This window comes from Marinicauda pacifica (genome assembly GCF_004793635.1).
GTDB classification, from domain to species: Bacteria; Pseudomonadota; Alphaproteobacteria; order Caulobacterales; family Maricaulaceae; genus Marinicauda; species Marinicauda pacifica.
The window spans coordinates 38,773-61,047 of the sequence record NZ_SRXV01000002.1 but is presented as its reverse complement, the minus strand read 5'-3'; the positions used below and the strand labels follow the sequence as shown (position 1 = coordinate 61,047).

The 22,275-nt window shown below is 65.6% G+C and carries 24 protein-coding genes; 10 read left to right on the top strand and 14 right to left on the bottom strand.

Annotation, left to right across the window (positions count from 1 at the left end; genetic code table 11):
- Positions 1-5 precede the first annotated feature (5 nt).
- The 3 genes from E5162_RS06760 to E5162_RS06750 are packed head-to-tail and all read right to left on the bottom strand — an operon-like array spanning position 6 to position 1,871.
- Positions 6-446, bottom strand: coding sequence for a flagellar basal-body protein FlbY (locus E5162_RS06760; RefSeq protein ID WP_135944254.1), 441 nt, complete (start codon positions 444-446; stop codon positions 6-8).
- The gene (locus E5162_RS06755) at positions 443-769 is read right to left on the bottom strand and encodes a rod-binding protein (protein ID WP_135944252.1); all 327 of its coding nucleotides are present in this window, start codon (positions 767-769) and stop codon (positions 443-445) included. The genes E5162_RS06760 and E5162_RS06755 overlap by 4 nt, the downstream gene beginning before the upstream one ends.
- A 1-nt stretch (position 770) precedes the next feature.
- Entirely contained in the window at positions 771-1,871 is a 1,101-nt protein-coding gene (locus E5162_RS06750) for a flagellar basal body P-ring protein FlgI (RefSeq protein ID WP_135944250.1), read from the bottom strand.
- Positions 1,872-2,108: 237 nt separating this feature from the next.
- Here E5162_RS06750 and E5162_RS06745 point away from each other — a divergent pair, with 237 nt between their 5' ends.
- Positions 2,109-2,531 carry a flagellar assembly protein FliX gene (locus tag E5162_RS06745; protein ID WP_135944248.1) on the top strand — a complete coding sequence of 141 codons (423 nt, stop codon included), beginning with the start codon at positions 2,109-2,111 and terminating at the stop codon, positions 2,529-2,531.
- Positions 2,532-2,681: 150 nt separating this feature from the next.
- Positions 2,682-3,113, top strand: a complete 432-nt coding sequence (gene dksA / locus E5162_RS06740; protein WP_135944246.1) for an RNA polymerase-binding protein DksA — start codon at positions 2,682-2,684, stop codon at positions 3,111-3,113.
- A 68-nt stretch (positions 3,114-3,181) separates the two neighbouring features.
- Here the strand turns inward: dksA and E5162_RS06735 are convergent, their stop codons facing one another.
- The 6 genes from E5162_RS06735 to E5162_RS06710 form a co-directional block, all read right to left on the bottom strand.
- Complete coding sequence (locus tag E5162_RS06735) at positions 3,182-3,607, bottom strand: hypothetical protein (RefSeq protein WP_135944244.1); 426 nt, start codon at positions 3,605-3,607, stop codon at positions 3,182-3,184.
- A 70-nt stretch (positions 3,608-3,677) separates the two neighbouring features.
- Positions 3,678-4,058: a hypothetical protein gene (locus tag E5162_RS06730; protein ID WP_135944242.1), complete on the bottom strand. Its 381-nt coding sequence runs from the start codon at positions 4,056-4,058 to the stop codon at positions 3,678-3,680.
- Between the two features lie 75 nt (positions 4,059-4,133).
- Positions 4,134-4,931 carry a flagellar basal body L-ring protein FlgH gene (gene flgH / locus E5162_RS06725; RefSeq protein ID WP_135944239.1) on the bottom strand — a complete coding sequence of 266 codons (798 nt, stop codon included), beginning with the start codon at positions 4,929-4,931 and terminating at the stop codon, positions 4,134-4,136.
- A gap of 13 nt (positions 4,932-4,944) precedes the next feature.
- Positions 4,945-5,877: a flagellar basal body P-ring formation chaperone FlgA gene (gene flgA, locus E5162_RS06720; protein WP_135944237.1), complete on the bottom strand. Its 933-nt coding sequence runs from the start codon at positions 5,875-5,877 to the stop codon at positions 4,945-4,947.
- Positions 5,878-5,888: 11 nt separating this feature from the next.
- The gene (gene flgG / locus E5162_RS06715) at positions 5,889-6,674 is read right to left on the bottom strand and encodes a flagellar basal-body rod protein FlgG (protein ID WP_135944236.1); all 786 of its coding nucleotides are present in this window, start codon (positions 6,672-6,674) and stop codon (positions 5,889-5,891) included.
- 20 nt (positions 6,675-6,694) lie between these two features.
- The gene (locus tag E5162_RS06710) at positions 6,695-7,429 is read right to left on the bottom strand and encodes a flagellar hook-basal body complex protein (RefSeq protein ID WP_135944234.1); all 735 of its coding nucleotides are present in this window, start codon (positions 7,427-7,429) and stop codon (positions 6,695-6,697) included.
- 277 nt (positions 7,430-7,706) lie between these two features.
- On the opposite strand from E5162_RS06710, the gene E5162_RS06705 reads away from it, so the two are divergent.
- Genes E5162_RS06705 through E5162_RS06685 form a run of 5 tightly spaced genes read left to right on the top strand, consistent with a single transcriptional unit; the run spans position 7,707 to position 14,004 of the window.
- A complete protein-coding gene (locus tag E5162_RS06705) occupies positions 7,707-8,279 on the top strand; it encodes a flagellar basal body-associated FliL family protein (protein WP_135944232.1) in 573 nt (190 codons plus the stop codon).
- Positions 8,280-8,313: 34 nt separating this feature from the next.
- Positions 8,314-9,477 (top strand): flagellar motor switch protein FliM, encoded by a 1,164-nt coding sequence (gene fliM, locus E5162_RS06700; RefSeq protein WP_135944230.1) that lies wholly within the window; start codon positions 8,314-8,316, stop codon positions 9,475-9,477.
- Entirely contained in the window at positions 9,474-9,914 is a 441-nt protein-coding gene (locus tag E5162_RS06695; RefSeq protein ID WP_135944229.1) for a DUF6468 domain-containing protein, read from the top strand. The genes fliM and E5162_RS06695 overlap by 4 nt, the downstream gene beginning before the upstream one ends.
- Positions 9,915-9,926: 12 nt before the next feature.
- Entirely contained in the window at positions 9,927-10,676 is a 750-nt protein-coding gene (locus tag E5162_RS06690) for a hypothetical protein (RefSeq protein WP_135944227.1), read from the top strand.
- The gene (locus E5162_RS06685; RefSeq protein ID WP_135944225.1) at positions 10,657-14,004 is read left to right on the top strand and encodes a tetratricopeptide repeat protein; all 3,348 of its coding nucleotides are present in this window, start codon (positions 10,657-10,659) and stop codon (positions 14,002-14,004) included. Before E5162_RS06690 ends, E5162_RS06685 begins: the two co-directional genes overlap by 20 nt.
- A gap of 72 nt (positions 14,005-14,076) precedes the next feature.
- On the opposite strand, the gene fliP is transcribed toward E5162_RS06685, so the two are convergent.
- Together fliP and E5162_RS06675 are read right to left on the bottom strand one after the other, a co-directional pair.
- The gene (fliP, locus tag E5162_RS06680) at positions 14,077-14,838 is read right to left on the bottom strand and encodes a flagellar type III secretion system pore protein FliP (protein WP_135944224.1); all 762 of its coding nucleotides are present in this window, start codon (positions 14,836-14,838) and stop codon (positions 14,077-14,079) included.
- A complete protein-coding gene (locus E5162_RS06675; RefSeq protein WP_135944222.1) occupies positions 14,838-15,176 on the bottom strand; it encodes a FliO/MopB family protein in 339 nt (112 codons plus the stop codon). Before E5162_RS06675 ends, fliP begins: the two co-directional genes overlap by 1 nt.
- A gap of 218 nt (positions 15,177-15,394) precedes the next feature.
- Between E5162_RS06675 and flgB the strand changes: the two genes are divergently transcribed.
- From flgB to fliE, 3 genes are all read left to right on the top strand, one after another.
- Positions 15,395-15,832 carry a flagellar basal body rod protein FlgB gene (gene flgB, locus E5162_RS06670; RefSeq protein ID WP_135944220.1) on the top strand — a complete coding sequence of 146 codons (438 nt, stop codon included), beginning with the start codon at positions 15,395-15,397 and terminating at the stop codon, positions 15,830-15,832.
- A 17-nt stretch (positions 15,833-15,849) separates the two neighbouring features.
- Positions 15,850-16,263, top strand: a complete 414-nt coding sequence (gene flgC, locus E5162_RS06665) for a flagellar basal body rod protein FlgC (protein ID WP_135944218.1) — start codon at positions 15,850-15,852, stop codon at positions 16,261-16,263.
- Positions 16,264-16,342: 79 nt separating this feature from the next.
- Positions 16,343-16,657 (top strand): flagellar hook-basal body complex protein FliE, encoded by a 315-nt coding sequence (gene fliE / locus E5162_RS06660; protein WP_135944216.1) that lies wholly within the window; start codon positions 16,343-16,345, stop codon positions 16,655-16,657.
- 441 nt (positions 16,658-17,098) lie between these two features.
- Here the strand turns inward: fliE and E5162_RS06655 are convergent, their stop codons facing one another.
- The 3 genes from E5162_RS06655 to E5162_RS06645 all read right to left on the bottom strand — a co-directional run bounded on the left by E5162_RS06655 (position 17,099) and on the right by E5162_RS06645 (position 22,258).
- Positions 17,099-17,860, bottom strand: coding sequence for a hypothetical protein (locus E5162_RS06655; protein WP_135944214.1), 762 nt, complete (start codon positions 17,858-17,860; stop codon positions 17,099-17,101).
- Complete coding sequence (locus E5162_RS14745) at positions 17,857-18,012, bottom strand: hypothetical protein (protein ID WP_158291223.1); 156 nt, start codon at positions 18,010-18,012, stop codon at positions 17,857-17,859. Before E5162_RS14745 ends, E5162_RS06655 begins: the two co-directional genes overlap by 4 nt.
- A 661-nt stretch (positions 18,013-18,673) precedes the next feature.
- Positions 18,674-22,258 carry a hydantoinase B/oxoprolinase family protein gene (locus E5162_RS06645; protein WP_135944210.1) on the bottom strand — a complete coding sequence of 1,195 codons (3,585 nt, stop codon included), beginning with the start codon at positions 22,256-22,258 and terminating at the stop codon, positions 18,674-18,676.
- Between the last annotated feature and the right edge of the window lie 17 nt (positions 22,259-22,275).

The window sequence follows — 22,275 nt, the reverse complement described above, 5'->3', positions numbered from 1 at the left end:
CTGCGTCAGGCGCTCTGGTTGAGCGCCATGGAGCCGATGCGCCCGCTTTGCTGTGCACCGGGCCCGTAGCCGGCTTCCTCGCGCTTCTGGCGCGCGGCCGCGTCGGCAATGGCCTTGACCACGCCTTCGGTGAGAACCTTCATCGCTTCGACCGCGGCGCCGTTGCGGCGCACTGCCGCCTCGAAGGTTTCGGTGGCACTGCGGAGTTCGTTCTTCAGCGCATCGCCGACGCCGGCCAGCCGGCTGTTATCCTTGGCCGCCAGCATCGTCTCGCGCCGGTAGATATTGGCCAGCTGCAGCTTTTCGGTCTGCATCGGGATGGCGTCCTGCGGCTTCTTCGCGTCGAAGCAGGCCGTTTCGGCATCGAGCAATTCGGTCAGACGCCGGGTCAGGCGCAGCAGCGCCTCGGCGCGTTCCAGCGGTGTGTTGGCAGCCAGTTCACTCATTGGTCTTCTCCGATATCCTGATAGCGCATCACTTCGCGGGCCAGATCGTCGGCCAGGCCGATGCCGCCGGCCTTGGCCATGACCTTGGCGTATTCCTCGTTGAGCATGCCTTTCCAGGCGCCCTGGCCGGCGCCGGAGAACATCGAGTCCTCCGTGCTCTCGCCCATCATGTGCTCGAGCATCTGGGCCAGGAAGACCGCTTCGAATTCCTCGCCGACCTGGCGGGCCTGTTCGGCCGTCTCGACCCGGTTGACGCGCGGTCCTTCCTGAGCCTGGCTCTGGAGGAGGGCGGCATTGACCTGTCCGTTCAGCAAACCGTCCATGTTACAGTACCTCGATCTCGGCCTGCAGCGCGCCGGCCGCCTTGATGGTCTGAAGGATGGTGATCATGTCGCGCGGGCTGACGCCCAGCGCGTTGAGGCCGTCGACCAGCTCGCGCAGGGAGACTGTTTCCTCGATCAGGCCCAGCTGGCTCATGCCTTCGTCCACGGTGACTTCCGTGCGCGGCACGACGACGGCTTCACCTTCGGGTGCGAAGGCGCCCGGCTGCACGACCTGCGGGGTTTCGGAGACGGTGATGGTCAGATTGCCCTGCGCGATGGCCACGGTCGACACCCGCACATTCTCGCCCATGACGATCGTGCCGGTGGCCTCGTCGATGACGACCCGGGCGCGCATGTCGGCCTGGACGCGCAGCTGCTCGATGTCGGAGATCATGCCGACGATGCCGGAGCCGTATTGTGCGGGCAGGGAGACCGTCACGACGGACGGGTTCAGCGCCTCGGCGACCCGGCCGCCCAGAAAGGCATTGATGGCCTCGGCCATGCGCCGGGCCGTGGTGAAGTCGGGGTTGCGCAGCGCCAGGCGAATCGCTTGCGCCCCGCTCATGTCGAAATTCAGCTCGCGCTCGATCAGCGCGCCGTTGGCGATGCGTCCGGTCGTCGGCACGCCGCGCGTGATGGAGGCCGCGTCGCCTTCGGCGGCGAACCCGCCCACCGCGATCGAGCCCTGAGACACGGCGTAGACATTGCCGGCTGCGTCCATCAGCGGCGTGGCGACCAGCACCCCGCCCTGCAGGCTGTCGGAATCGCCGAGCGCGGAGACCGTCACGTCGATGCGCGTGCCCTGCATCGAGAAGGGCGGCAGCTCTGCGGTCACGATCACCGCGGCCACGTTGCCGGTGCGCAGATCGGCTTCGCGCACATTGACGTTGAAGCGTTCCAGCATGGAGTTGAGCGACTGGCGCGTGAAGGCGGTATTGCGCAGCGTGTCGCCCGTCCCGTCGAGACCGACGACCAGGCCGTAACCGACCAGCTGGTTGTCCCGGACGCCCTCCACATCCGCGATATCCTTGATACGCGGGTTGGCGTGAGCTGCAGCCGTGGTGAGGACAGCAGCGAGAAGAAGGGCGATAATCCGGATCATGGCAGGCGGTTCTCCGCGCGTGTTAATCAGCACATCGAACCGGATGCGAGAACCGTGCCAAGGTTAATGGAAGAAATGCCGATGAAAATCAATTGGATAGGTTTTCAGTGCCGGCGGCGAATCCTGCCGGGGCGGGATTTGCCCGGAAAGAATTGCCGGGTCAGGCCGGGTGTTTAAATTCTTCTTAAGACTGATTAAGCAGGCTGCAGCACAATTAGCGGTGAGAGTGTCCACGCCATGAAAATCAACGGACCACGCCATCTTCAGGGCCCTGCGGGGGCCAAGCGCAAGTCGTCTTCGGGCGGCGACGGCTCCGGCTTTGCGCCGCAATCGGCCGGCGCCTCGTCGGGGGCAGGCTCGGCCGGCGCCCTGTCTGGAGCCAGCGCGATCAACTCGGTCGATGCCCTGCTGACGCTGCAGGCGGCCGGCGATTACCGCGAGGCGCGCAAGCGCGCGACCGAGCGGGCCTTCTCCCTGCTCGACGTTCTCGACGATCTGAAAATGGCGCTGCTGGACGGCGGGATCCCCCGTGCCAAGCTCTCCGCCCTCATGGAATTGCTCAAGAGCGAACGCGACGGCGTGGACGATCCCCGGCTGGAAGCGGCCCTGGATGAAGTCGAGCTTCGCGCCGCGGTCGAGCTCGCGAAATATCACGCTTAGGTGACAAAACGGTAAGGTGTGGAAAACACGGTATTTTCACACCAGTGTCATAGTGTAGTGCGCGCGGCTTGTGCCGATTGACTATCCAGGAACCGCTGATATTTTTCGCCCGCTCCAGACAGGGAGTGCCAAGGGAGGAGTATCCCAGGGATGAGCGTCACTGTCTCGCAAATCGAACTTCCCAAGAATTATCGTCCGAGCGAGGACGAGGAGTTCATGAACGAGCGCCAGAAGGAATATTTCCGGCGCAAGTTGATGGCCTGGCGCGACGAGATCATTCGCGAGAGCCGGTCCACCCTGTCCAATCTGCAAGAGGATATGGGCTCGCTGCCCGATCTTGCCGACCGGGCCTCCACTGAAAGCGACCGCGCGCTGGAACTGCGCGCCCGCGACCGCCAGCGCAAGCTGATCTCGAAGATCGAATCCGCGCTGCGCCGGATCGAGACCGACGAGTACGGCTATTGCGAGGAAACCGGTGAGCCGATCGCGCTGGCCCGCCTGGAAGCGCGTCCGGTGGCAACCTTGTCGATAGAGGCGCAGGAGCGTCACGAGCGCTCCGAGCGCGTGCACCGCGACGACTAGTCAAAGCCATCTGCACAGACTGTCAAAAGCCCGGCCCGCGCCGGGCTTTTTTAATGCTCCGCCCCAACTCAGGCGCTGCGCGCCAGCGCAATGTCGGTGGTGTCGCGCAGGGTCAGCACGCGCCGCGTCCAGGTGATGGCATCGCGCCGGTTTGCAAATGCCCCGACCAGCAGGCCGCTCGCCTGCAGGGCCCGCGTCAGCATGATCGCATGGGGCTTGGAGGCGGACGAGTAGACGACGGCCGTGACCAGATTTCGGGGGAGGAGGTGGGCCAGGCGCCCGGTGACGTGATCGAACTGGACCTCGTTGTGAAGGAAATTGACCCGGCTGTAGTCGAGCACCAGCGCCCGCAATCCCCGGCTGACGAGGGCTTCGCGAACGCGCGGCACGCTGCGCCGGGTCGTGGCCGGTGACATTCGGCCCTTCAAACCCAGATACAGGATATCGCCGGGTGGCAGCACCCGGCCACTATAGCTGAAATCCTTGTTCCCCACCGACGCGGCCTCTTTTTGTATCTGGAGACACCCTAGGCCGGCGCAGTTGGCATTTCGTTGAGAGACGCGGTTAAGAAAGTCTTTCTTCCAGAAATTCTTCGGCCTTCTCGAAGACCGGAAAGGCTCCTGCCGTGAAACCGGCCTGGTGGAGGCGTTTGGTCATGAGCAGGGCATGCATCATGTTTTCGGGCGCAAAGACATAGGCGATCACGCAGCTCTTGGGCACGCGCGCGGAAAACAGGGTGACGATTTCGGCAAACTGCTCGGTCGTGTGATCGAGCGTGCATTGCGTGTAGTCCATGAGCAGGCCTGCGCGGTTCTCCCGCACCAGCCGGTCGCAGAGCTTCTCCGCGTTCGCCCGGCTTTCCTTGTACCGATTGGTCCCGATCAGCTTCACGCAAAAGACGTTCAGCTCACCTAGTTCGGAGCGTTCCAGAACAAGATCGTCCACAATGCCTATCTCCAGGATTCGCCATCAGCCCGGATCCGGGCTGATGGCGCCGACGCGGCCGACTTTCGCCGTCAATCAGAATGGCCAGAGAAGATTATAGAGTTCTTGACCGATCGGCGGACGCTGCATGTCGGAGATGTGGCCACGGCCGCCATAGGACACGCGCGCTTCGGCGATCTTGGTGTGGTCAATCGTGTTGTCCGGCTCGATGTCCTGGGGACGCACGATGCCGGAGATCAGCAATTCGCGCACCTCGTTGTTGATCCGCACTTCCTGGCGGCCCTGGACGATCATGTTTCCGTTCCACAAGACTTCGACGACGATGGCCGCCGCGGTCAACGAAATGGACTCGGACCGGTTCACGCTGCCCGACCCTTGCGTGGCGGTCGACGAACCGAAGCTGGCCAGGGAGGCGGGATCCACCGCGTCGTTGAAGAACTGGCCGAGCGCCGCTTCCCCGCCGAAGAAGCTCGTCAGGTTGGAATCGGTATCGTTGGTGCGCGACTGGTTGGTCTGGTTGGAGACCTGGGCGCGGTCGGAAATGTCGATGTTCACCGTCAGGATGTCGCCGACATTGGCTGCCCGCGGGTCGCCGAAGAAGCTGCGCGCATTGCCCCGCCACAGCGAGCCCGGATTGGCGTCCAGGCCGCGCGTCGCGGCGATGGAGCGAAGCTGGGCGACGTGTCGCGTCTGGGGATCCTGGGAGCCGTAAATCGCCGGATTAGGTGCGCCCATATTCATCGAGCCGATATTTTCCATCGGGCTCATGGGCGGGGCCTGGCCGACATAGGACAGGCGTTCGCCCGCGGCGCAGGCGGTCAGGGTGCTGGCGCTGAGCAGAAGCAGGGCCATCCGGGTAAGAGTGGGTCGCATCAGATGGGTCTCCTTAGGACGCGGCGCCGTAGCCGCCGACGCGGGCCAGGCCGGGGCCATGGGCGCGCGCCTCGACGGTGCGGTTCGATTGAAGATTGACAAAGCGGGCCATCTCGCCCTCGGCCGCTGACTCCATCGCCCGTGCGCGTGCGGTCAGGGTCAGCGTCCCGACCTGGTAGATGAGGTCGACGGTCTCGCCGCGTTCGATCGTGACGGGCGCGGACAGGTCGTAGGCGCGCAGCGCTTCGCCCGGGCGCAGACCACGGCGCGCTTCCTGGCCGACCAGCGTGTCGGCATCCAGGATCGCGTCGTTGCGCACGCGGTCGGCGGGCAGACGCAGCCACTCCACATCGCTGGCGGTGATGACCTCGCCGCGGGCAACCGGGCGAATGAGGACCGGTACATCGACCACGCTTTGCGCGCGGCCGGTCACCAGAACCGGCTCGCCGCCGGGGTAGGGCGCGATCTGGGCGCGGAACAGGCCGGCGGCTGCATCGGTCTCGAAAGAGACCAGCTCCGGCGTACCTTCGCTGTCGAGCGGGGCGTGCAGGGTGAGCTGGCGGTTCGACAGGCTGATCTGGTGGCTGCGGCCGGTATCGAAATACAGCGCCTCTTCCAGCATCTGCGTGATGGTGCTCGCCGGGACGCTGCGCGACTCGCGCAAGACGCTGACACGCTGCAGATCGCCCGCATTGGCCCAGTCATAGCCCGCGCGCCAGGCTTCCCGGCGCAGGTAGTCCGGATCCAGCGACACCGACTGGCCCGGAGCGCCGGCGCGCGCCACTTGGGTCTCGTCGTCCAGACCCTCGAACAGATCGCCGAGCGTGATGATGTGATCGTCGCTGGCCGGGTGTTCGCGCAGGATGACCGTTTGCGCGTCCGAGCCCAGTGCGGGCATCGCGCAGGCGGTCGAGATGAGCAGGGCGGCAAGAGTGCAACGTAGCATCGTTTCGATCCTCAGCGCAGGTTGGAGGAAGTGGCGAGCATCTCGTCGGCGGCCGAAATCACGCGCGCATTCATCTCGTAGGCGCGCTGGGCCTGGATCAGGGCGGTCACCTCGCCGACGGCGTCGACATTGGAGCTCTCGACAAAACCCTGGCGGATCAGACCGAAGCCCGGCTGGGTCGGGATGCCGATATTTGCCGCTCCGGAGGCGCCGGTTTCGATGTAGAGATTGTCGCCCGTGGCTTCGAGACCGGCCTCGTTGGGGAAGGTTGCCAGTTCGACCTGGCCGATGATCTGCGGCTGGGGATCGCCATCCAGCATGATGGAGATCTGGCCCTGGGCATTGATGTCGATCGAGCGGGCCTCGTCGGGAATGTTGATGCCCGGGGCGACCTGATAGCCCTCGGATGTCACCAGCAGGCCCTGGTCGTTCTTGGAAAAATTGCCCGCTCGCGTATAGGCGTCGCCGCCATTGGGCAATTGGACGCGAAAATAGCCATTTCCGTTGATCGCCATGTCCAGCGGGTTCTGTGTCTGGGTCAGGCTGCCCTGGTCGGTGATCCGGTAGACCGATCCGGTCTGGACGCCGAGGCCGACCTGAACGCCGGTCGGGACAATCGTGCCGGCGTCGGAGGACTGGGTGCCGACCTGTTGCAGGTTCTGATAGAGCAGGTCCTGGAACTCGGCCCGCTGACGTTTGAACGCCGTCGTGTTCATGTTCGCCAGATTGTGGGCGATCACCTCGACATTGAGCTGCTGGGCTTCCATGCCGGTGGCGGCTGTTGACAGAGCGCGCATGGGATTATCCTTCTAGCGAATTACGGACGGCCGAGACGCTCGACCGCTTTGCGGCTGAGTTCGTCGGTCTGATTGATCATGCGGGTCACGGACGAGTAGGTGCGCGAGACTTCCATCATCCGCGTGATCTCCATGATCGGGCGGACATTGGAGCTCTCGATGAAGCCCTGGCGGACCACGGCATCGAGCATGAGTTCGCGTTCGGAGTCTTCCGGCGCGGCGTAGCGGTTGTCGCCGACCTTCTCCAGCTCGCCGATATTTTCAAAGCGGGTGACGCCAACCACGCCCAGCGCAACACCGCCCTGCGTGATTTCGCCATTGGCATGGATTTCAACCTCGCCGCCGTCCGGCAGGACCCGGATGGGCTGACCGCCGGCATCGAGCAGGCGCGCGCCGTCGGAGGCGACGATCTCGCTGTCGCCGTTCAGGGTGAAGCGGCCTTCGCGGGTGAAGCGTTCGCCGGCGTCGGTCTCCAGCGTGAAGAAACCATCGCCTTCGATGGCCATGTCCAGAGGGCGGCCCGTGCCTTCCAGCGCGCCTTGCGAGAAGTCGCGCCCGACGCCCCAGTCATCGACGAAGTTGAGCCGGTTGGGCCCGTCGATGGAGCGCGCACGCGTCGTGTTCTCGGTTTCCAGAAGAACGCGTTCGGCCTTGAAGCCCGTGGTGGAGGCGTTGGCGATATTGTTCGCTGAAATCTCCATTGCCCGGCGCAAGGTTTGCTGGCGGGCAAGGCCGATCATCATCGCGTTATCCATGGCGCCTTCGTCCTTTCTGGCCGCTGTCGACACCGGAACCGCCATTTAAGCGGGTCACGGTTCACAGCTATCGCAAGCCGCGTGCCATGGTTAACTGCAAGAAAAAACAATAACTTGGGAGGGTAGCCGGAAATTTCTCCCGGCAGAAAGGCGCCCGGCACTGCACGGAGTGGGAAAAAACTGCCGACTTGGGCAACAGTCCAAACGGATCGTTAACCGGGTTTTGGCTTAATCCTTAACCAAAGGGCGCACAGCCCGGGCTTGCTGGAAGACGATCATGGCAGACGAAAACGAAGTCGAAGAGGTCGATGGCGAAGGCGCCGAGGGCGAAGAGGGCGGCAAGAAGAAGCCGGGCCTCATCAAGCTGGTCCTGTTTATCGGCCTGCCTGCGCTGATCCTTATCCTGGGCGGCGTTGCCGGCGCGCTCTTCTTCCTGGGCGGCGGCGAGGACGAGGCCCAGGTGGCCGAGGGCGAGCATGGGGAAGCCGGCGAGGGCGGCGCCCATGCCAGCGATGCCGAGCAGGCTCTGGCCGAGGCGCATGCCGAATACAAGACGACCTATCCCGATCCGATGGTGGTTTCCATCAATCACGGGACGGGATCGAGCAACCAGATGGTGATCGGTTTCACCTTCGTCTACGCCGAGGAGGCGACCGCCCAGCTTCTGGAGGCACGCCACGAGGAGATCGTGAGCAGCTACCAGGGATTCCTGCGCGAGCTGCGCACCGAGGACCTTGTCGGATCGGGCGCGTTCTACCGGCTGCGGCTGGAGTTGCTGCGCCGGGTGAATCTCGAGATTGCTCCGGCACGCGTCGATGATGTGCTGATCGAGCAGCTCGTCGTGAACTAACGCTTGAACGCCACGCAGCAGGATACGCAGACCCATGAGTGACGATATCGATCAGGACGCGCTGGCCGCGGAATGGGAAGCGGCCGCCGCCGCCGACCAGCCTGACTTCGACGCCATGGGCGGCGATGAAGGCGACGATCTGGCCTCCGAATGGGAAGCCATGGTCGGCGGCGGTGACGAGCCCGGCCTCCCGCAGGGCGGTGGGGGCGGCGGCACCGAGCGCATCCTGAACCAGGAAGAGATTGACTCCCTTCTCGGCTTCTCGGTCTCAGATGACGACGAGGACCAGCGCTCGGGCATCCGCGCGATCATCAACTCCGCGCTGGTCTCCTACGAACGCCTGCCGATGCTGGAAATCGTCTTCGACCGCCTGGTGCGGCTGATGACGACGAGCCTGCGCAACTTCACGTCCGACAACGTGGAAGTGAGCCTGGACAACATCTCCTCGATCCGGTTCGGCGACTATCTCAACTCGATCCCGCTGCCGGCCATTCTGGCGGTGTTCCGCGCCAAGCAGCTGGACAATTACGGCCTGCTGACGGTCGACTCCAACCTGATCTACTCCATCGTGGACGTACTTCTGGGCGGGCGCCGGGGTACCTCGGCCATGCGCATCGAAGGCCGGCCCTACACCACGATCGAACGCACGCTCGTCCAGCGCATGATCGAAGTCATCCTGGCCGACGCCAAGCAGGCCTTCGCGCCGCTGACCGAAGTTGAGTTCGATCTCGACCGGATCGAGACCAATCCCCGTTTTGCCGCCATCGCGCGCCCGGCCAACGCCGCCATCCTGGTCAAGCTGCGCATCGACATGGAAGACCGCGGCGGCCGCATCGAGCTGATGCTGCCCTACGCGACGCTCGAACCGATCCGCAAGATGCTGCTCCAGCAATTCATGGGCGAGAAGTTCGGCCGCGACAATATCTGGGAAAGCCACCTGGCCACCGAGCTGTGGTCGACCAAGATGGAAGTCTCCGCCGTGCTCGACGAGCTGGAAAAGCCGCTCGGCGACGTGATGAACCTCAAGGTCGGCGACACCCTGCTGCTCGATACCCCGCCCGATGGCACGGTTGAATTGCGTTGCGGCGTGATTCCGCTCACCCACGGGCGCATGGGCCGGCTCAACCATAATGTGGGCATTCGTCTGGATTCCCCGCTCACCCCGGCCGCGCGCCGCCACCTGATGAGGTTCCAATGAGCCCGCTCGTCCTGATCTTTGAAGGTCTTGTCGCTGTCCTGATGCTCGGCGCAGGGGTCATGTGCTGGCGTGTCGACCAGCGCCTGAAATCGCTGCGCAACGGCCAGGACGGGCTGAAAGCCACGATCGGCGCGCTCAACGATGCGGTCGACCGCGCGCGTGCCAGCCTGGCCGCGCTCGACCGCGCCTCGCGCGAGCAGGGCGCCGACCTCAAGCAGCGTGTCGAGGAAGCCCGCCGCATGGCCGACGAGCTCTCCATCCTGACCAGCGCCGGGGAGTCCCGCGCCGAGCGCCTCGCCCAGGCCCCGCGCCGCCGCGAGATGAATGTGGAGCCCGGCCGGCCGGTGCGCGCGCGCGAGCCGCGCCAGGACGACAGGCCGGCCAGCGCCGAGCCGGCCTCCGGGCGTCTGCTCGAAGCCTTGAAAACCCTGCGCTAGGAAATTCTGGTCATGTCGGCAATCCGCCCCCTCGCGCTGATCACCCTTCTGGTGGGAGCGTTGTTCGTTCTGAAAGCGCTGACCTTCGCCGATGGCGCGTCGGTCTTCTTTGAATCGCGTGCCGAAGCGCGTGAGGCCGCGCAGAACGAACCGGCCCAGCCTGCCGACCAGCCCGCAGCCGAAGACGAGCATGGCGAGCAGCACGACGAGGCGGCAGGCGCCGAAACGCCCGAGACCGCCCCGTCCGGTCCGTCCCGTCCCATGCCGTCGGAAATCAGCGAGTACAGCTCGGCCAGCCGCGACCAGCTTCTCACCGCGCTGGCCGAACGCCGCCGCACCCTGGATGCGCGCGAGACGGAGCTGGATACGCGCGAAGGCCTGATCGAAGTGGCCGAACAGCGCGTGCAGTCGCGCATTGCCCGGATGGAAGAGCTGCAGGTCGAGTTGCAGACCCTGCTGGGTCAGCTCGACGAGGAGCGCCAGTCCGAGGTCGACGATCTGGTCGCGACCTACGCCAATCTGGAGCCCGACGCGGCGGCCATCATCCTGCGCCAGATGGACCAGACCGATCCCGATACCGTGCTGCTCGTGGCGCGCGAGCTGCAGACCAGCAATGCCCGCAAATTCGCCGCCATCGTCGGTGAACTGGCCGACATGGACCCGGTGTTCGCCGCCAGCATGACGTCCCGCCTGCGCGCCCGCTCCATGCCGCCCGAGACGGTGGCCCAGCTGGAGGCCGAACTTGAAGCGGTCCAGAACTGATCTGCACACTCGCCTGGCGAGTGCCCTTCTTGCAGGGGTAGGCCTGACCGCGCTGGCCGCGGCCAGCGCCGTCGCGCAGGTGCCGGTCGGTTTCGAGGTGGAGACCGGCACGGGCGTCACGCGTCTGGAGCTGGCCTATCCCGAAAGCGAAGGCGGGGACCTGTCCGCCGAGGTGGAGATCGTGGCGGGTTCGGTCCTGATCGCGCGCCTGTCCGAACCGGCCAGCGGCGACGCGGAGAGCCTGGTCAATGCCGCGCCCGGCCTGATCGCGCGCGCGCGTCTCGACCCGGATGGGCAGGTCCTGCGGGTCGCCTTGAACCGCTCGGTGACACCGCGCGTCTCGGTCTCCCACAATCTTATCGCCATCGATCTGATGGAGCCCGGCGCCACGCCCCTGGCCGATATCGTCTCGTCCTACGAAGCCGAGCGCCGGCGCGCCGAGGCCGAGCGCGCGCGCCGGGCCGCCGCCGCTGCCGCGGCTGCCGCGGCGCCGCCGCCACCGACCCCGCTGACGATCGAATGGGGCCAGGCCAGCGAATATACCCGCATCGAATTTGTCTGGGAGGACGAGGTCTCCTACACGCTGGAGACCGAGGGAGGCCGCGCGCAACTGAGCTTCTCGAGGCCCGGCGAGACCGATCTGGGCGGACTGCTCGGCACGCCGCCGCGCCTGGTCGCGGCGGTCAGCGACGAGAGCGACGCGCGCCGGTTCGCGCTGGAGTTCCGGCTGGAGCCGGGCGTGCGCGCCCAGGCCTGGCAGGAGGAGCCGGACCGCGTCGTGCTCGACCTGCTCGATCCTGTGTCCGCCAGCCCGATGGAAATGCTCGGCGCGCTGACCGAATACGCCGACGCGCAGGCCGCGGCCGCCACCGAGGCGGAGGCCCGTGAGAACGCGCCGGACGTCCTCGATGACGCGCCCGAAGTTTACACCGAGGAGGCCCGGCCCGATCCGGTGCCCGAGAGCGGTATCGTGCCGGTCACTGTGCGATCGGCCAGCGATGCGCTCTCGCTCAGCTTCAACTGGGCTCATCTGCCCGGCGCCGCAGTCTTCCGGCGCGCGGATGCGATCTGGCTGGTTTTCGATGCCGCCGCCGACATCGATCTTGGCGAACTCAATGCCGCGAACCGGTCCCTGATCTCCGGCTATGAAAGCTGGACCGGTCCCGACTACACGGCCGTGCGCTTCGTGGCGCCGGCCTCGACCCTGGCCGATGTCAGCGCGGCCGGCAGTACCTGGATGGTGAGCTTTGTCGAAGCGCTCGCCGAGCCGCCGCGGGCCGTACGCCTGACGCGCGAAACAAGGTTCGATGCGCCGGCGCGTATCGCGGTAGCGCTGGAGGGCGCGCGCTCGGTGCGCGAGATTCGCGATCCGGTCGTCGGTGACACGCTGCACGTGATCACGGCGGCCGGCGAAAACCGCGGCGTGCTCACCGGGCGGCGCCTGGTCGAGGCAGTTTTCCTGCCCTCTGCGCACGGCGTTGCGATCGAACCTCTGGCCGACGATCTGGAGATTGCCCGCGTGCCGGGCGGCGCGGTGATCGGCCGTCCCGGCGGACTGGCCCTGTCGCGGGGAATAGACCCGTCCACCGGCCGCGTGTCGGCGCGGCCGGTCTCGCCGGCCTTTCTCGACCTTGCCGGCTGGCGGGCGGGGGATGATTACCGCGAGGCGCGCCGCCGTCTGGAGCGGCAGGCCTCCCAGTTCGAACCCGATGCGCTCCTGGCGCTGGCCCGTTTCTTCCTCTCCTGGCAACTGGCGTCCGAAGCGATGGGTGTCGCCGACCTGGCCGAGGAGGCGCGTCCGCAGCTGGCCGATACGCCGGAAATGCTGGCGCTTCGTGGCGCCGCAAGCTTCATGATGGGCCGCTATCAACAGGCTCAGGACTATTTCACCAATCCCGTGCTCGCCAATGAGGCGTCGGTCCAGCCCTGGCTGGGCCTGATCGCGGCGGAGCAGGGCCGGTGGACGGATGCACGCCGCCACTTCGAGGCAGGGCAGGACGTCCTGTTCTTCTTTACCCCGACCTGGCGCGGCCGCGTGCACGCGGCCCAGGCGCGCGCGGCGGTGGAAACCAACGATATCGGCGCGGCCCGCGCCCTGCTCGACGTCGCCGACAGCGACGGGGCGGACCTGCGCCAGCGCGCGGAGGTCGAATTCGCGCGCGCCCGGCTGGCCGCCGCGACCGGCGATCACGCCCGTGCCATCGCGCGTTTTGAAGAGCTGGGCACATCGCAATACGAACCGATCCAGGTTCCGGCGCTGCTGGAGAAGGTGCGGCTCGAAATCGCCAACGACCGCATCAGTCCGGCCGAGGGCGCCGAAGTGCTGGAAAGTCTGCGCTATCGCTGGCGCGGCGACCGGACCGAAGTCGAGACCGCCCGGCTGCTGGGCGAACTCTACGGCCAGGCCGGGCGTTATGGCGAAGCTTTCAGAATCTGGGAAGCCGCCCGCCAGCGCCACCCGGACGGCCCGATCGCCCGTACGATCAGTGCTGATATGGACGACCTCTTCCGCCGGCTCTTCCTGGACAATGAGGCAGACGCGCTCGCTCCGCTCGATGCGCTTTCCTTGTGGTATGAGTATGATTACCTGACGCCGCAGGGCGAAGAGGGCGACCGGCTCGTCCGACGGATTGCCGCGCGTCTCGAAGCGGTCGATCTGCTCGACCAGGCCGCCAGCCTCCTGGCTCACCAGATCGAGGAGCGCGATGCCATCACCGGCTACGCCAAGGCGCAGATCGCGGTGGATCTCGCCCGGCTCTATCTGATCGCGAACCGCCCGGAAGACGCGCTGCGGACCATCCAGAGCACACGGATTGCGCGCCTGCCCGACGGCGTGGTCGAGGCGCGCCGTCTGCTCGAGGCGCGGGCTCTGGCCGATCTTGGACGCCACGAGCACGCCTTGGAACTGATCGGCGGCGAACGCTCGGCGGAAGCTGAAATCCTTCGCGCCGGCATTGCCTGGGACATGCGCGACTGGTCCGGGGCCGGACGCCGGTTCGAAGCGGTCCATAGCGAGCGCTGGCGCGAGCCCGAGCCGCTTGAGCCGGGTGAAGCCCATGACATTCTGCGTGCGGCGATCGCCTATGCCCTGGCCGATGACACGAGCTCTGTGGAGCGTCTGGAGGCACGTTATGCCCGCCAGATGGGCGAGACGGCATTCGGCTCGGCCTTTTCCCTGATCACCAGCGAAGTCGGCAGCGCCGGCGACGCGCGCCTCGTCGACCTGGTGTCCGAACTGGGGTCGATGGATGGGGTGGACAGCTTCCTGGCCGGCTTCACCCGCCGCTTTCGCGATGACGAGCTGATCGAGACCGCAGAGGCGAGCTAGTCAGCGCCGTTCGCCCGGTAGGGGCGCGCTGGCGGCAAGGCGGAGACTTCAGAAAAGAACCGGGCCGCGCGGTCACCCGCCCGGCGGAAGGCCGGTCTCGAAGCTCTGCACCAGCGAGCCCGTGACCAGGCGCCAGCCATCGACCAGCACGAAGAAGATCAGCTTGAACGGCAGCGAGATGACGACTGGCGGCAGCATCATCATGCCCATGCTCATCAGGATGGAGGCGACCACCAGGTCGATGATCAGGAAGGGGATGAAGAGCAGGAAGCCGATCTCGAAAGCGCGGCGCAGCTCGGAAATCATGAAGGCGGGCGCCACGACATAGACCGGGGTCGCCTCCGGGCTTTCCGGTTCGACATTGGCGATGCCGAAGAACAGGCCCAGATCGTCCTCGCGCGTATGGGCCAGCATGAACATCTTCACCGGCTGGGCGCTGCGCTGGAACGCTTCCTCGGTCTCGATCTGACCGCTGAGGAGCGGCTCGATCCCCTCATTGTAGGACTGGGTGAAGACCGGCGCCATGATGAAGGCGGTCAGGAACAGGGCCAGCGAGATCATCACCGCATTGGGCGGGCTTTGCTGCAGGCCGATGGCCGTACGCAGCAGCGACAGCACGACGATGATTCGCACGAAGCTGGTCGTCATGATCAGGATGGACGGGGCGAGGCTGAGGATGGTGACCAGCGCGATAAGCTGGAGCACACGCTCGGTCAGCGTGCCTTCACTGCCCAGATCCAGGCTCAGCTCCTGCGCGCTGGCCGGCGCACCGATCGACACCAGGACCGCGATGGCCAGGGCGAACAGGGCGAGGATTGAAAGACGGCGGGTCATCAATACACCCCTTCGCCGTCGGAGCTGGCCGGGTCTGAGTCCGGCATGTCGGGCTCGAACTCGGGTGCCTTGGGCGGGCTCGCCCGCGAGTCCAGAAGGGTCTCGCCAGCCACGCCGAGCAGGACCACATGCTCGGTCTCGTCGACCTCGACGATCACGACACGGCGGCGCGGATCGATCATCAGGCTTTCGACCAGACGCATGCGCCGCACGGAGCCCTGGCCGGGAAAGCCGGGCAGCAGGCCCTGCGCGTAGCCGCGCCGCAGGATGTAGGCAAAGCCTGCCAGCAATCCCAGCACCAGGATGAGACCGGCCACGTAGCGGGCGAAATCGAGCATGTCCACGGGCGTGCTGCCTTGTGTTAAGGATAAACCGGACCTTGTGGCGTCAGCGTTAATGAATTCCTTATCGAGAGTCGCGCCAATCGTTAAGGACGCCGCTCCGCTTGCCCGCCAGCCAGAGGCCTTCGACGCGCGCGGGTGCGGTAATCTCCGTTAATCCGCTCTTAACGCGAAGCAGCCAGTTTGAGGGGCAAGCTAGCGTTAAGAGGCTCAGAATGCGCGCGGATGATGTCAGCGTACTCGGCGTACTCAAACAGGCGCTCGGCTATCACTCCGAGCGCCAGCGGGTCATTGCGAACAATGTGGCCAATGCGAACACGCCGGGATTCGTACCCGAAGACGTGTCGCGTTCCGATTTCGAACAGGCGGTGGAAGACGTGCAGCGCGGGCGCTCGCGCACGATGAGCACGTCGGCGCCGGTCGGTACCGCCGTGACCAACGAGGCGCACATCGAAGGCACGCCGATCACCACGCCGCGCCGCTTCCGTACCGAGTCCGCGCCCGACAGCGAAACGACGATCAACGGCAATGCCGTCGTGCTTGAAGAACAGATGGTGAGCGCCAACGAGAACCGCATGCGTTTTGAGACCGCGATGGGGCTTTACAACAAGTCGCTGTCGCTGATCCGCATGGCCGTGCGCCCGCCCCAATAGATCAGGAGATCTGACCGATGGATAAATCCAGCGAAACGATGCAGATCGCAGCCGCGGGCCTTCGCGCCCAGTCGGCGCGCATGCGGGTCATCGCGGAGAACCTGGCCAACGCCCAGTCGACCGGGCGCACGCCGGAGGAAGACCCGTACCGCCGCCAGGTCCCCGTCTTTGAAGCCGAGGTCGACCGGCTGACCGGCCTGGAAGTGGTGCGCATGACCGATGCGGCCGATGATAATTCCGAATTCCGCCTGGTGCACGAGCCCGGTCACCCGGCCGCCAATGCCGAAGGCTATGTGCGCTATCCCAACGTCTCCAGCCTGGTTGAGCTGATGGACATGAAGGAAGCGCAGCGGTCCTACGAAGCCAACATGAACATGGTCGAGAACACGCGCCGCATGATGGAACGCACGCTGGAACTTCTGCGCCGCTAAACGGCTGACGACGCACACTGAGACAAAGCGCTCTCGCTGATCAGAGGATCGGACCCGGCGCTCTAAAACGGAGCTACCCATGGATCTCGCAGCCATCCGCGCCTACGCCGCCGCCGCGCAGAACGCGACGGGTGCAGGCTCTTCCAACCCGCTGCAGGGCGGCGAGCCTTCCGATCGCATCGATTTCGGCTCGATGGTGATGGATGCGGTCGGCGAGACCGAAGCCGCCATCTCCACGGCTGAAAATCTCACCGGCCAGGCCGCCACCGGCCAGGCCGAGCTGGTCGATGTCGTGACCGCCGTCGCCGCCGCCGAGGTCCAGCTGGAAACCGTCGTCGCAGTCCGCGACCAGGTCATCAAGGCGTACCAGGAAATCCTGCGCATGCCGATCTAGGGCCATCGCCGATCCCTGAACCCCTGGCCAAGCGCAGAACCTCTCTCTCTCTCTCTCTCTCTCTTTCCTGACGAAAGTCAGGACCCAGGAGAGGACGGGGCGGCATCATCGGATGACGGCACGCGACGATCTCTGGGTCCCAGCTTTCGCTGGGAAAGAGCATGTTTGACCGGTTTCAAAAATCCCAAGCTCTCGTCATTCCGGGCAAGCGAAGCGAGACCCGGAACCCGGACAGGACACGGTGCCGTCATCGAATGGAAACGCCTCGCAAGGACGATACGAGCCCGGCGTCCATACGGCGCGTTATCTTGCATCCAGCTGCACGAAAACCTTCGTTTGAAAGAGTCGCGACCGAGAACTGGGTGGGAAACAGGTGCGTGTCCCCGTTCTTTACCTGCGAGATTATAAGCGCTCCCGCCGTGAGGGGAGTGACAGCTCATCTCAATTCTCCGCTAGAATGACGTCAGCGAGCCCACTGAAGCTAATGACGATATCGCGTATCTGATCTTCCATTTCGCTGCATTGGGCGACGACAAGCTCATTGTGCCCGTAACCAGCGCTGTATGCGCCTGCCTCGATCGTGCCAGTGCAAGATATGATGGTGAACTCCGGCTGGAGGCGATGCTCGCCAACTGCGTCACATCGCGCTGTCGCCACTACCCCATCTATAATAGCTACGTAGCGGAACTGATTCGTAGGGGGCCAGTGTCCACGTGGAGGAACAGGTCGTGGCACTGAGCAGTTATTGAGGCCGAATAAGACTGCCTCATCACAAGAAAGACCAGGGCAAGCCTCGTCGATCTGCATGAGCGGAATTGGGTTCGGACGCAGTTTCGGGTTTGCATTCCGGTCAATAAATACAAACAGCTCACGGGCCCGTCTGAAATAGGGCATCAATTCAGATGTGAAGCGAACAGGCGAAAGCGGTTGTCCCGAGTAGTGATCATCGCGCTCCAGGCTAAAACTAAGATGATAGCGTGTCCCTTCTTCCGCTTGGCGCACACCGACTTCGAGGCCCGAAATGCGCGGAACCGTATAGATAACTCCGCCCTCCTCGACCCTGAACACGTCCGCATCGGGATAGCGCTCGCGCCAATTCGCAAAATCCGTATGCACGCTGAGCCGGTCTTGCGGCTCGGATGGGCCGCAAGCGGCGAGCGAGCCAACTAGGGCCAGCAATACGACTTTGACCACCCCGCTCACTCCAACTCTCCATCGATCATCAAATTCCAAAACACAGCCCCCGCCTCGAACCGCTCGCGATAGCGCGCCGGCCCCTTGTCCGTGTATTTGATAACCGCGCTGAGGACCGGATGGACCCAGGCGCATGAGAGGGTTAAAGCGCCCAGCGCCATGATCGCTCCGCTCCACCCCATGAAACACCCCGCCTGAAACAGACGGGTCCGCCTTTTGGGCTGTGCAACGCGCGCGTCGCTCTGCGCGCTCAAATTCGTGGGTGCGGCGAGTTTGCGCGGGAAGGCGCGGGCTGGCAAGGGGCGTTGGAGACAGCGAAAGACAAGCAATACGCTCCTCCTCTTTCCCAGCGGACGCTGGGACCCAGGAGATCGTAGGGGGCCGCGCGTTCTCCCTGGGTCCTGACTTGCGTCAGGAAAGAGAGAGGGAAAGGGCGAGACCGTCTTGGCGTGAACCGTCTCCTCCCGGCTCCCTGAAACCCAGGCCACGCTGAGAACTCGCTCTCTCTCTTGACCCCCCGGCCACGCGCGAAGCGCGCAGAGCCGGGGCCTCATGGGAGAGGTCCGCGCTCGCCCTCCGATGCTTCGAGGGCCGCTGCGCGGCCACCTCAGCATGAGGGAGGGGATGGGATATAAGATTTTGAAATATTTACGATATTCATCCGATGTCACCCATCCCCCTCACCCTGAGGTGCCCGGCGCAGCCGGGCCTCGAAGGGTCGGATGACGGCCTCACGCCGATGACCAGACCCCGCCCCTCGTAAACACAGTGCCGGCTCTCCCTTCCGGTCGGCCCGGGATTACAGGAGAGGCAAGCCGGGCTCTACGCCGTGCCATACCCGCCGCCGCCGGGCGTTTCGATCTCGATGACATCGCCGGGTCCGACATCGACGCGGAACAGGCCGGGTTGTTCCTCCACGCGTCCGTCGGCGCGGATGACGCGCGCCTTGCCCGGCGCCCCGTCGCCGCCGCCCGCCAGTCCCGGCGGGCTTTCCACGCGCCGGCCCGACAGCAGGGCCGCTTCCATCTCCTCGAGAAACTCGACCCGGCGCACCGAGCCGTTGCCGCCCGGGAATCTGCCCGCCCCGCCCGAGCCCTCGCGGATCGCATGGGCGCGGATTCGCACCGGGTAGCGGCGTTCCATCACCTCCGGATCGGTCAGGCGTGAATTGGTCATGTGGGTATGCACCGCGCTCGCGCCGGCGAAGCCTTCCCCGTCCTCGAAGATGCCCGCGCCCGACCCGCCGCATATCGTCTCGTAATACTGGTGGCGGGCATTGCCGAAGGTGAAGTTGTTCATCGTGCCCTGGGCGGCCGCCATGCGTCCGGTCGCCAGGAAGAGCGCGTCGACCACGAGCTGGCTGGTTTCCACATTCCCGGCGACGACCGCGGCGGGCGGGTTCGGATCGAGGAGGGAGCCGTCCGGAACGATCAGCTCGATCGGTTTGAGACACCCCTCGTTGAGCGGAATCTCGTCGTCGACCAGGCAGCGGAGCACATAAAGCACCGCGGCACGCGTAACAGCCTTCGGTGCGTTGAAGTTAGTGCCGAGTTGGCAGGAAGTACCGGTAAAATCCATGACAGCCGTGCCGGCTTGACCGTCGACCGTGACGGCCACCTTGATGACCGACCCGTCGTCCAGGCGCACCTCCGCCTTGCCATCTCTCAACGCGCCTATCACCCGGCGCACGGCGCGTTCGGCATTGTCCTGAACGTGGGTCATGTAGGCGGAGACCACCTCCAGCCCGTGCTCCTCGATGAGGCGGTGCAGCTCTTCGGCGCCCTTCGCGCACGCGGCGAGCTGGGCTTTGAGGTCGGCCAGATTCTGGTCCGGATTGCGCGCGGGGTGGGGTCCCGCCTCCAGCGGCGCGCGCGCGGCCTGCGTGTCGAAGCGCCCGTTGGAGAGGATCTTCACCGCGTCGAAAACCGCGCCTTCCTCTTCGATCCGGGTCGAGAAGGGCGGCATCGAGCCCGGCGCTATCCCCCCGATATCGGCATGATGTCCCCGCGACGCGACGAAAAACAGCCGTTTTCCCTCGCGATCGCACACCGGCTCGATCACCGTCACGTCCGGCAGGTGGGTTCCGCCATTATACGGCGCATTCAATGCGATAGCTTCGCCCGGGCCGAGGTCGGGATGCGCCTCGATCGCCGCGCGCACGCTCGCCGACATGGAACCCAGATGCACCGGCATGTGCGGCGCATTGGCGACCAGACCGCCGTCCGCATCGAAGACCGCGCAGGAAAAGTCGAGCCTTTCCTTGATGTTGACCGAGTGCGCGGTGCGTTCGAGCACCACGCCCATCTGCTCGGCAATCGACATGAACCGGCGGTTGAACAGGGCGAGCGTGACCGGGTCGAGCTCGGTCCCCGCCTCGTGGGCGGACGCTTCCGCTTCGCGTGTCAGCACAAGCATTCCGGTCTCCTGGCGCGTCGCCGTCCAGCCCGGATCGAGCACGATGGTCTGGTTGGCATCCATGATGAGGGCCGGCCCCTCGATGTGAACGCCCGCTCCCAGCGTATCGAGTTGAAAAACCGGGGCTTTCAGCCAGGTTCCTGACTGGTAGATCTCTGCGTTTCCGGCCGGTTCGGGATGGCCCTCTTGGGCCGGCAGGCTGGGCGTGGAGAGCCGGGCCCCGGCCGGGTCTGCCTCGGCTTCAACGCCGACCGAATCCAGGACCAGCGGGGCTTCTTCGGCGCCAAAGCCGAACAGGCGCTCGTGCGCGGTGGAGAAGGCCTCGCGCATGTCCTCCTCGCTGCCCCATTGAACCGGGAGAGCGGTATCGGAGCCCTGCGCGCGCAGCCGCGCCTCGGCGAGCACGCGCACGCCTTGGGCGCCGCGGCCTTCCAGCGCGCCGCGGACCGTGCTTTCCAGCCCGTCGATCGCCTCCTGCGCCGTCTTCAGCGCGGCATCGTCCATCGCGATATCGAGGCCCGCCTCGCGCGTCTCGCGCAGCTTGGCAAGGCCGATCCCGTACGCCGACAAGAGACCGGCCTGGGGATGGATGAGGGCGGTGGTCATGCCCAGCGCCTCGGCGACCTTGCACGCGTGCTGGCCACCGGCGCCGCCAAAGGCGTTCAGCGCATAGCCGCGCGGATCGACTCCTTGCCCGATGGAGATCTGCTTGATGGCTTCGGCCATGGCTTCCACGGCCACAGCCAGAAAGCCCTCGGCAGCGGCCTCGGTGCTCTCGGCGCCCATCGCCTTGGCGAGTTCGGATAGCGCCGCACGCGCGGCCTCCACATCCAGCGGGCCGTCATTGTCCGGTCCGAAGACCTTGGGAAACCAGTCCTTCTGGATCCGGCCGAGGACCACATTGGCATCCGTAACCGCTGGCGGGCCGCCGCGCCCGTAGCAGGCCGGGCCTGGGTCCGCTCCGGCGCTACGTGGTCCGACCCGGACGCGCTCGCCGTCGAACGCCAGGATCGATCCGCCGCCGGCCGCCACGGTGTGAACCGACAGCATGGGCGCGCGAAGAAGCCGCCCGCCCAGCTCCGCCTGGCCCGAGCGGGCATAGGCATCGCCGTCAAAGCGCGAGACATCGGTCGAGGTGCCGCCCATGTCGAAGCCGATCACCTTGTCATGCCCGGCCTCGCGCGCGGTCATCGCCATGCCGACGACGCCGCCGGCCGGGCCGGACAGGACCGCATTGCGGGCATGGAAAGCGTCGGCATTGGCCAGCCCGCCTGACGATTGCATGAAATAGAGCGGGGTCTTGCCCAGCCCGTCACGCACGCGCTTGACGTAGCGGCGCAGGACCGGGGTCAGATATGCGTCAATCACGGCGGTCGAGGCGCGCGGCACCAGCTTGATCAGGGGACTGGCATCGGCCGAGCAGATGATGTGCTCAAACCCGGCTTCCTTCGCCAGCGCTTCCACCGCGCGCTCGTGACGATCGTTGCGATAGCTGTGCAGGAGCGCAATGGCGACGGCCTCGAAGCCGTCTTCTCGTGCGCGGCTCAACGCTGTGCGCAGGGGCCCGGCATCGAGCGGTTCGATCTCTTCGCCCTCGCTGTCCAGCCGGCCGCTCACCTCGACGATCCGGCCGGGCAGGGGCGCCGGCTTCTCGATCTTCAGCGCGAACAGGTCCGCCCGGGTCTGGTCGCCGATATGCAGGATGTCGCCGCACCCTTGCGAAACCAGAAAAAGCGTCTTCGCGCCGTCCAGCTCCAGCAGGGCGTTGGTGGCGACGGTCGTTCCCATTTTAACGGCGGCCAGCGCAGCGTCCGGGATGGGCTCGTCGTCGGCCAGCGACAATATGCGGCGGACGCCTTGTGTGGCTGCGTCTTCATAAGCGGGGCTTTCAGAGAGTAGTTTGAGCGCCTCGATCCGGCCGTCCGGTTTGCGCCCGATCACATCTGTGAAGGTGCCGCCACGGTCGATCCAGACTTCGAACGGGTCGCTCATGAAAAACTCCGGTTTGC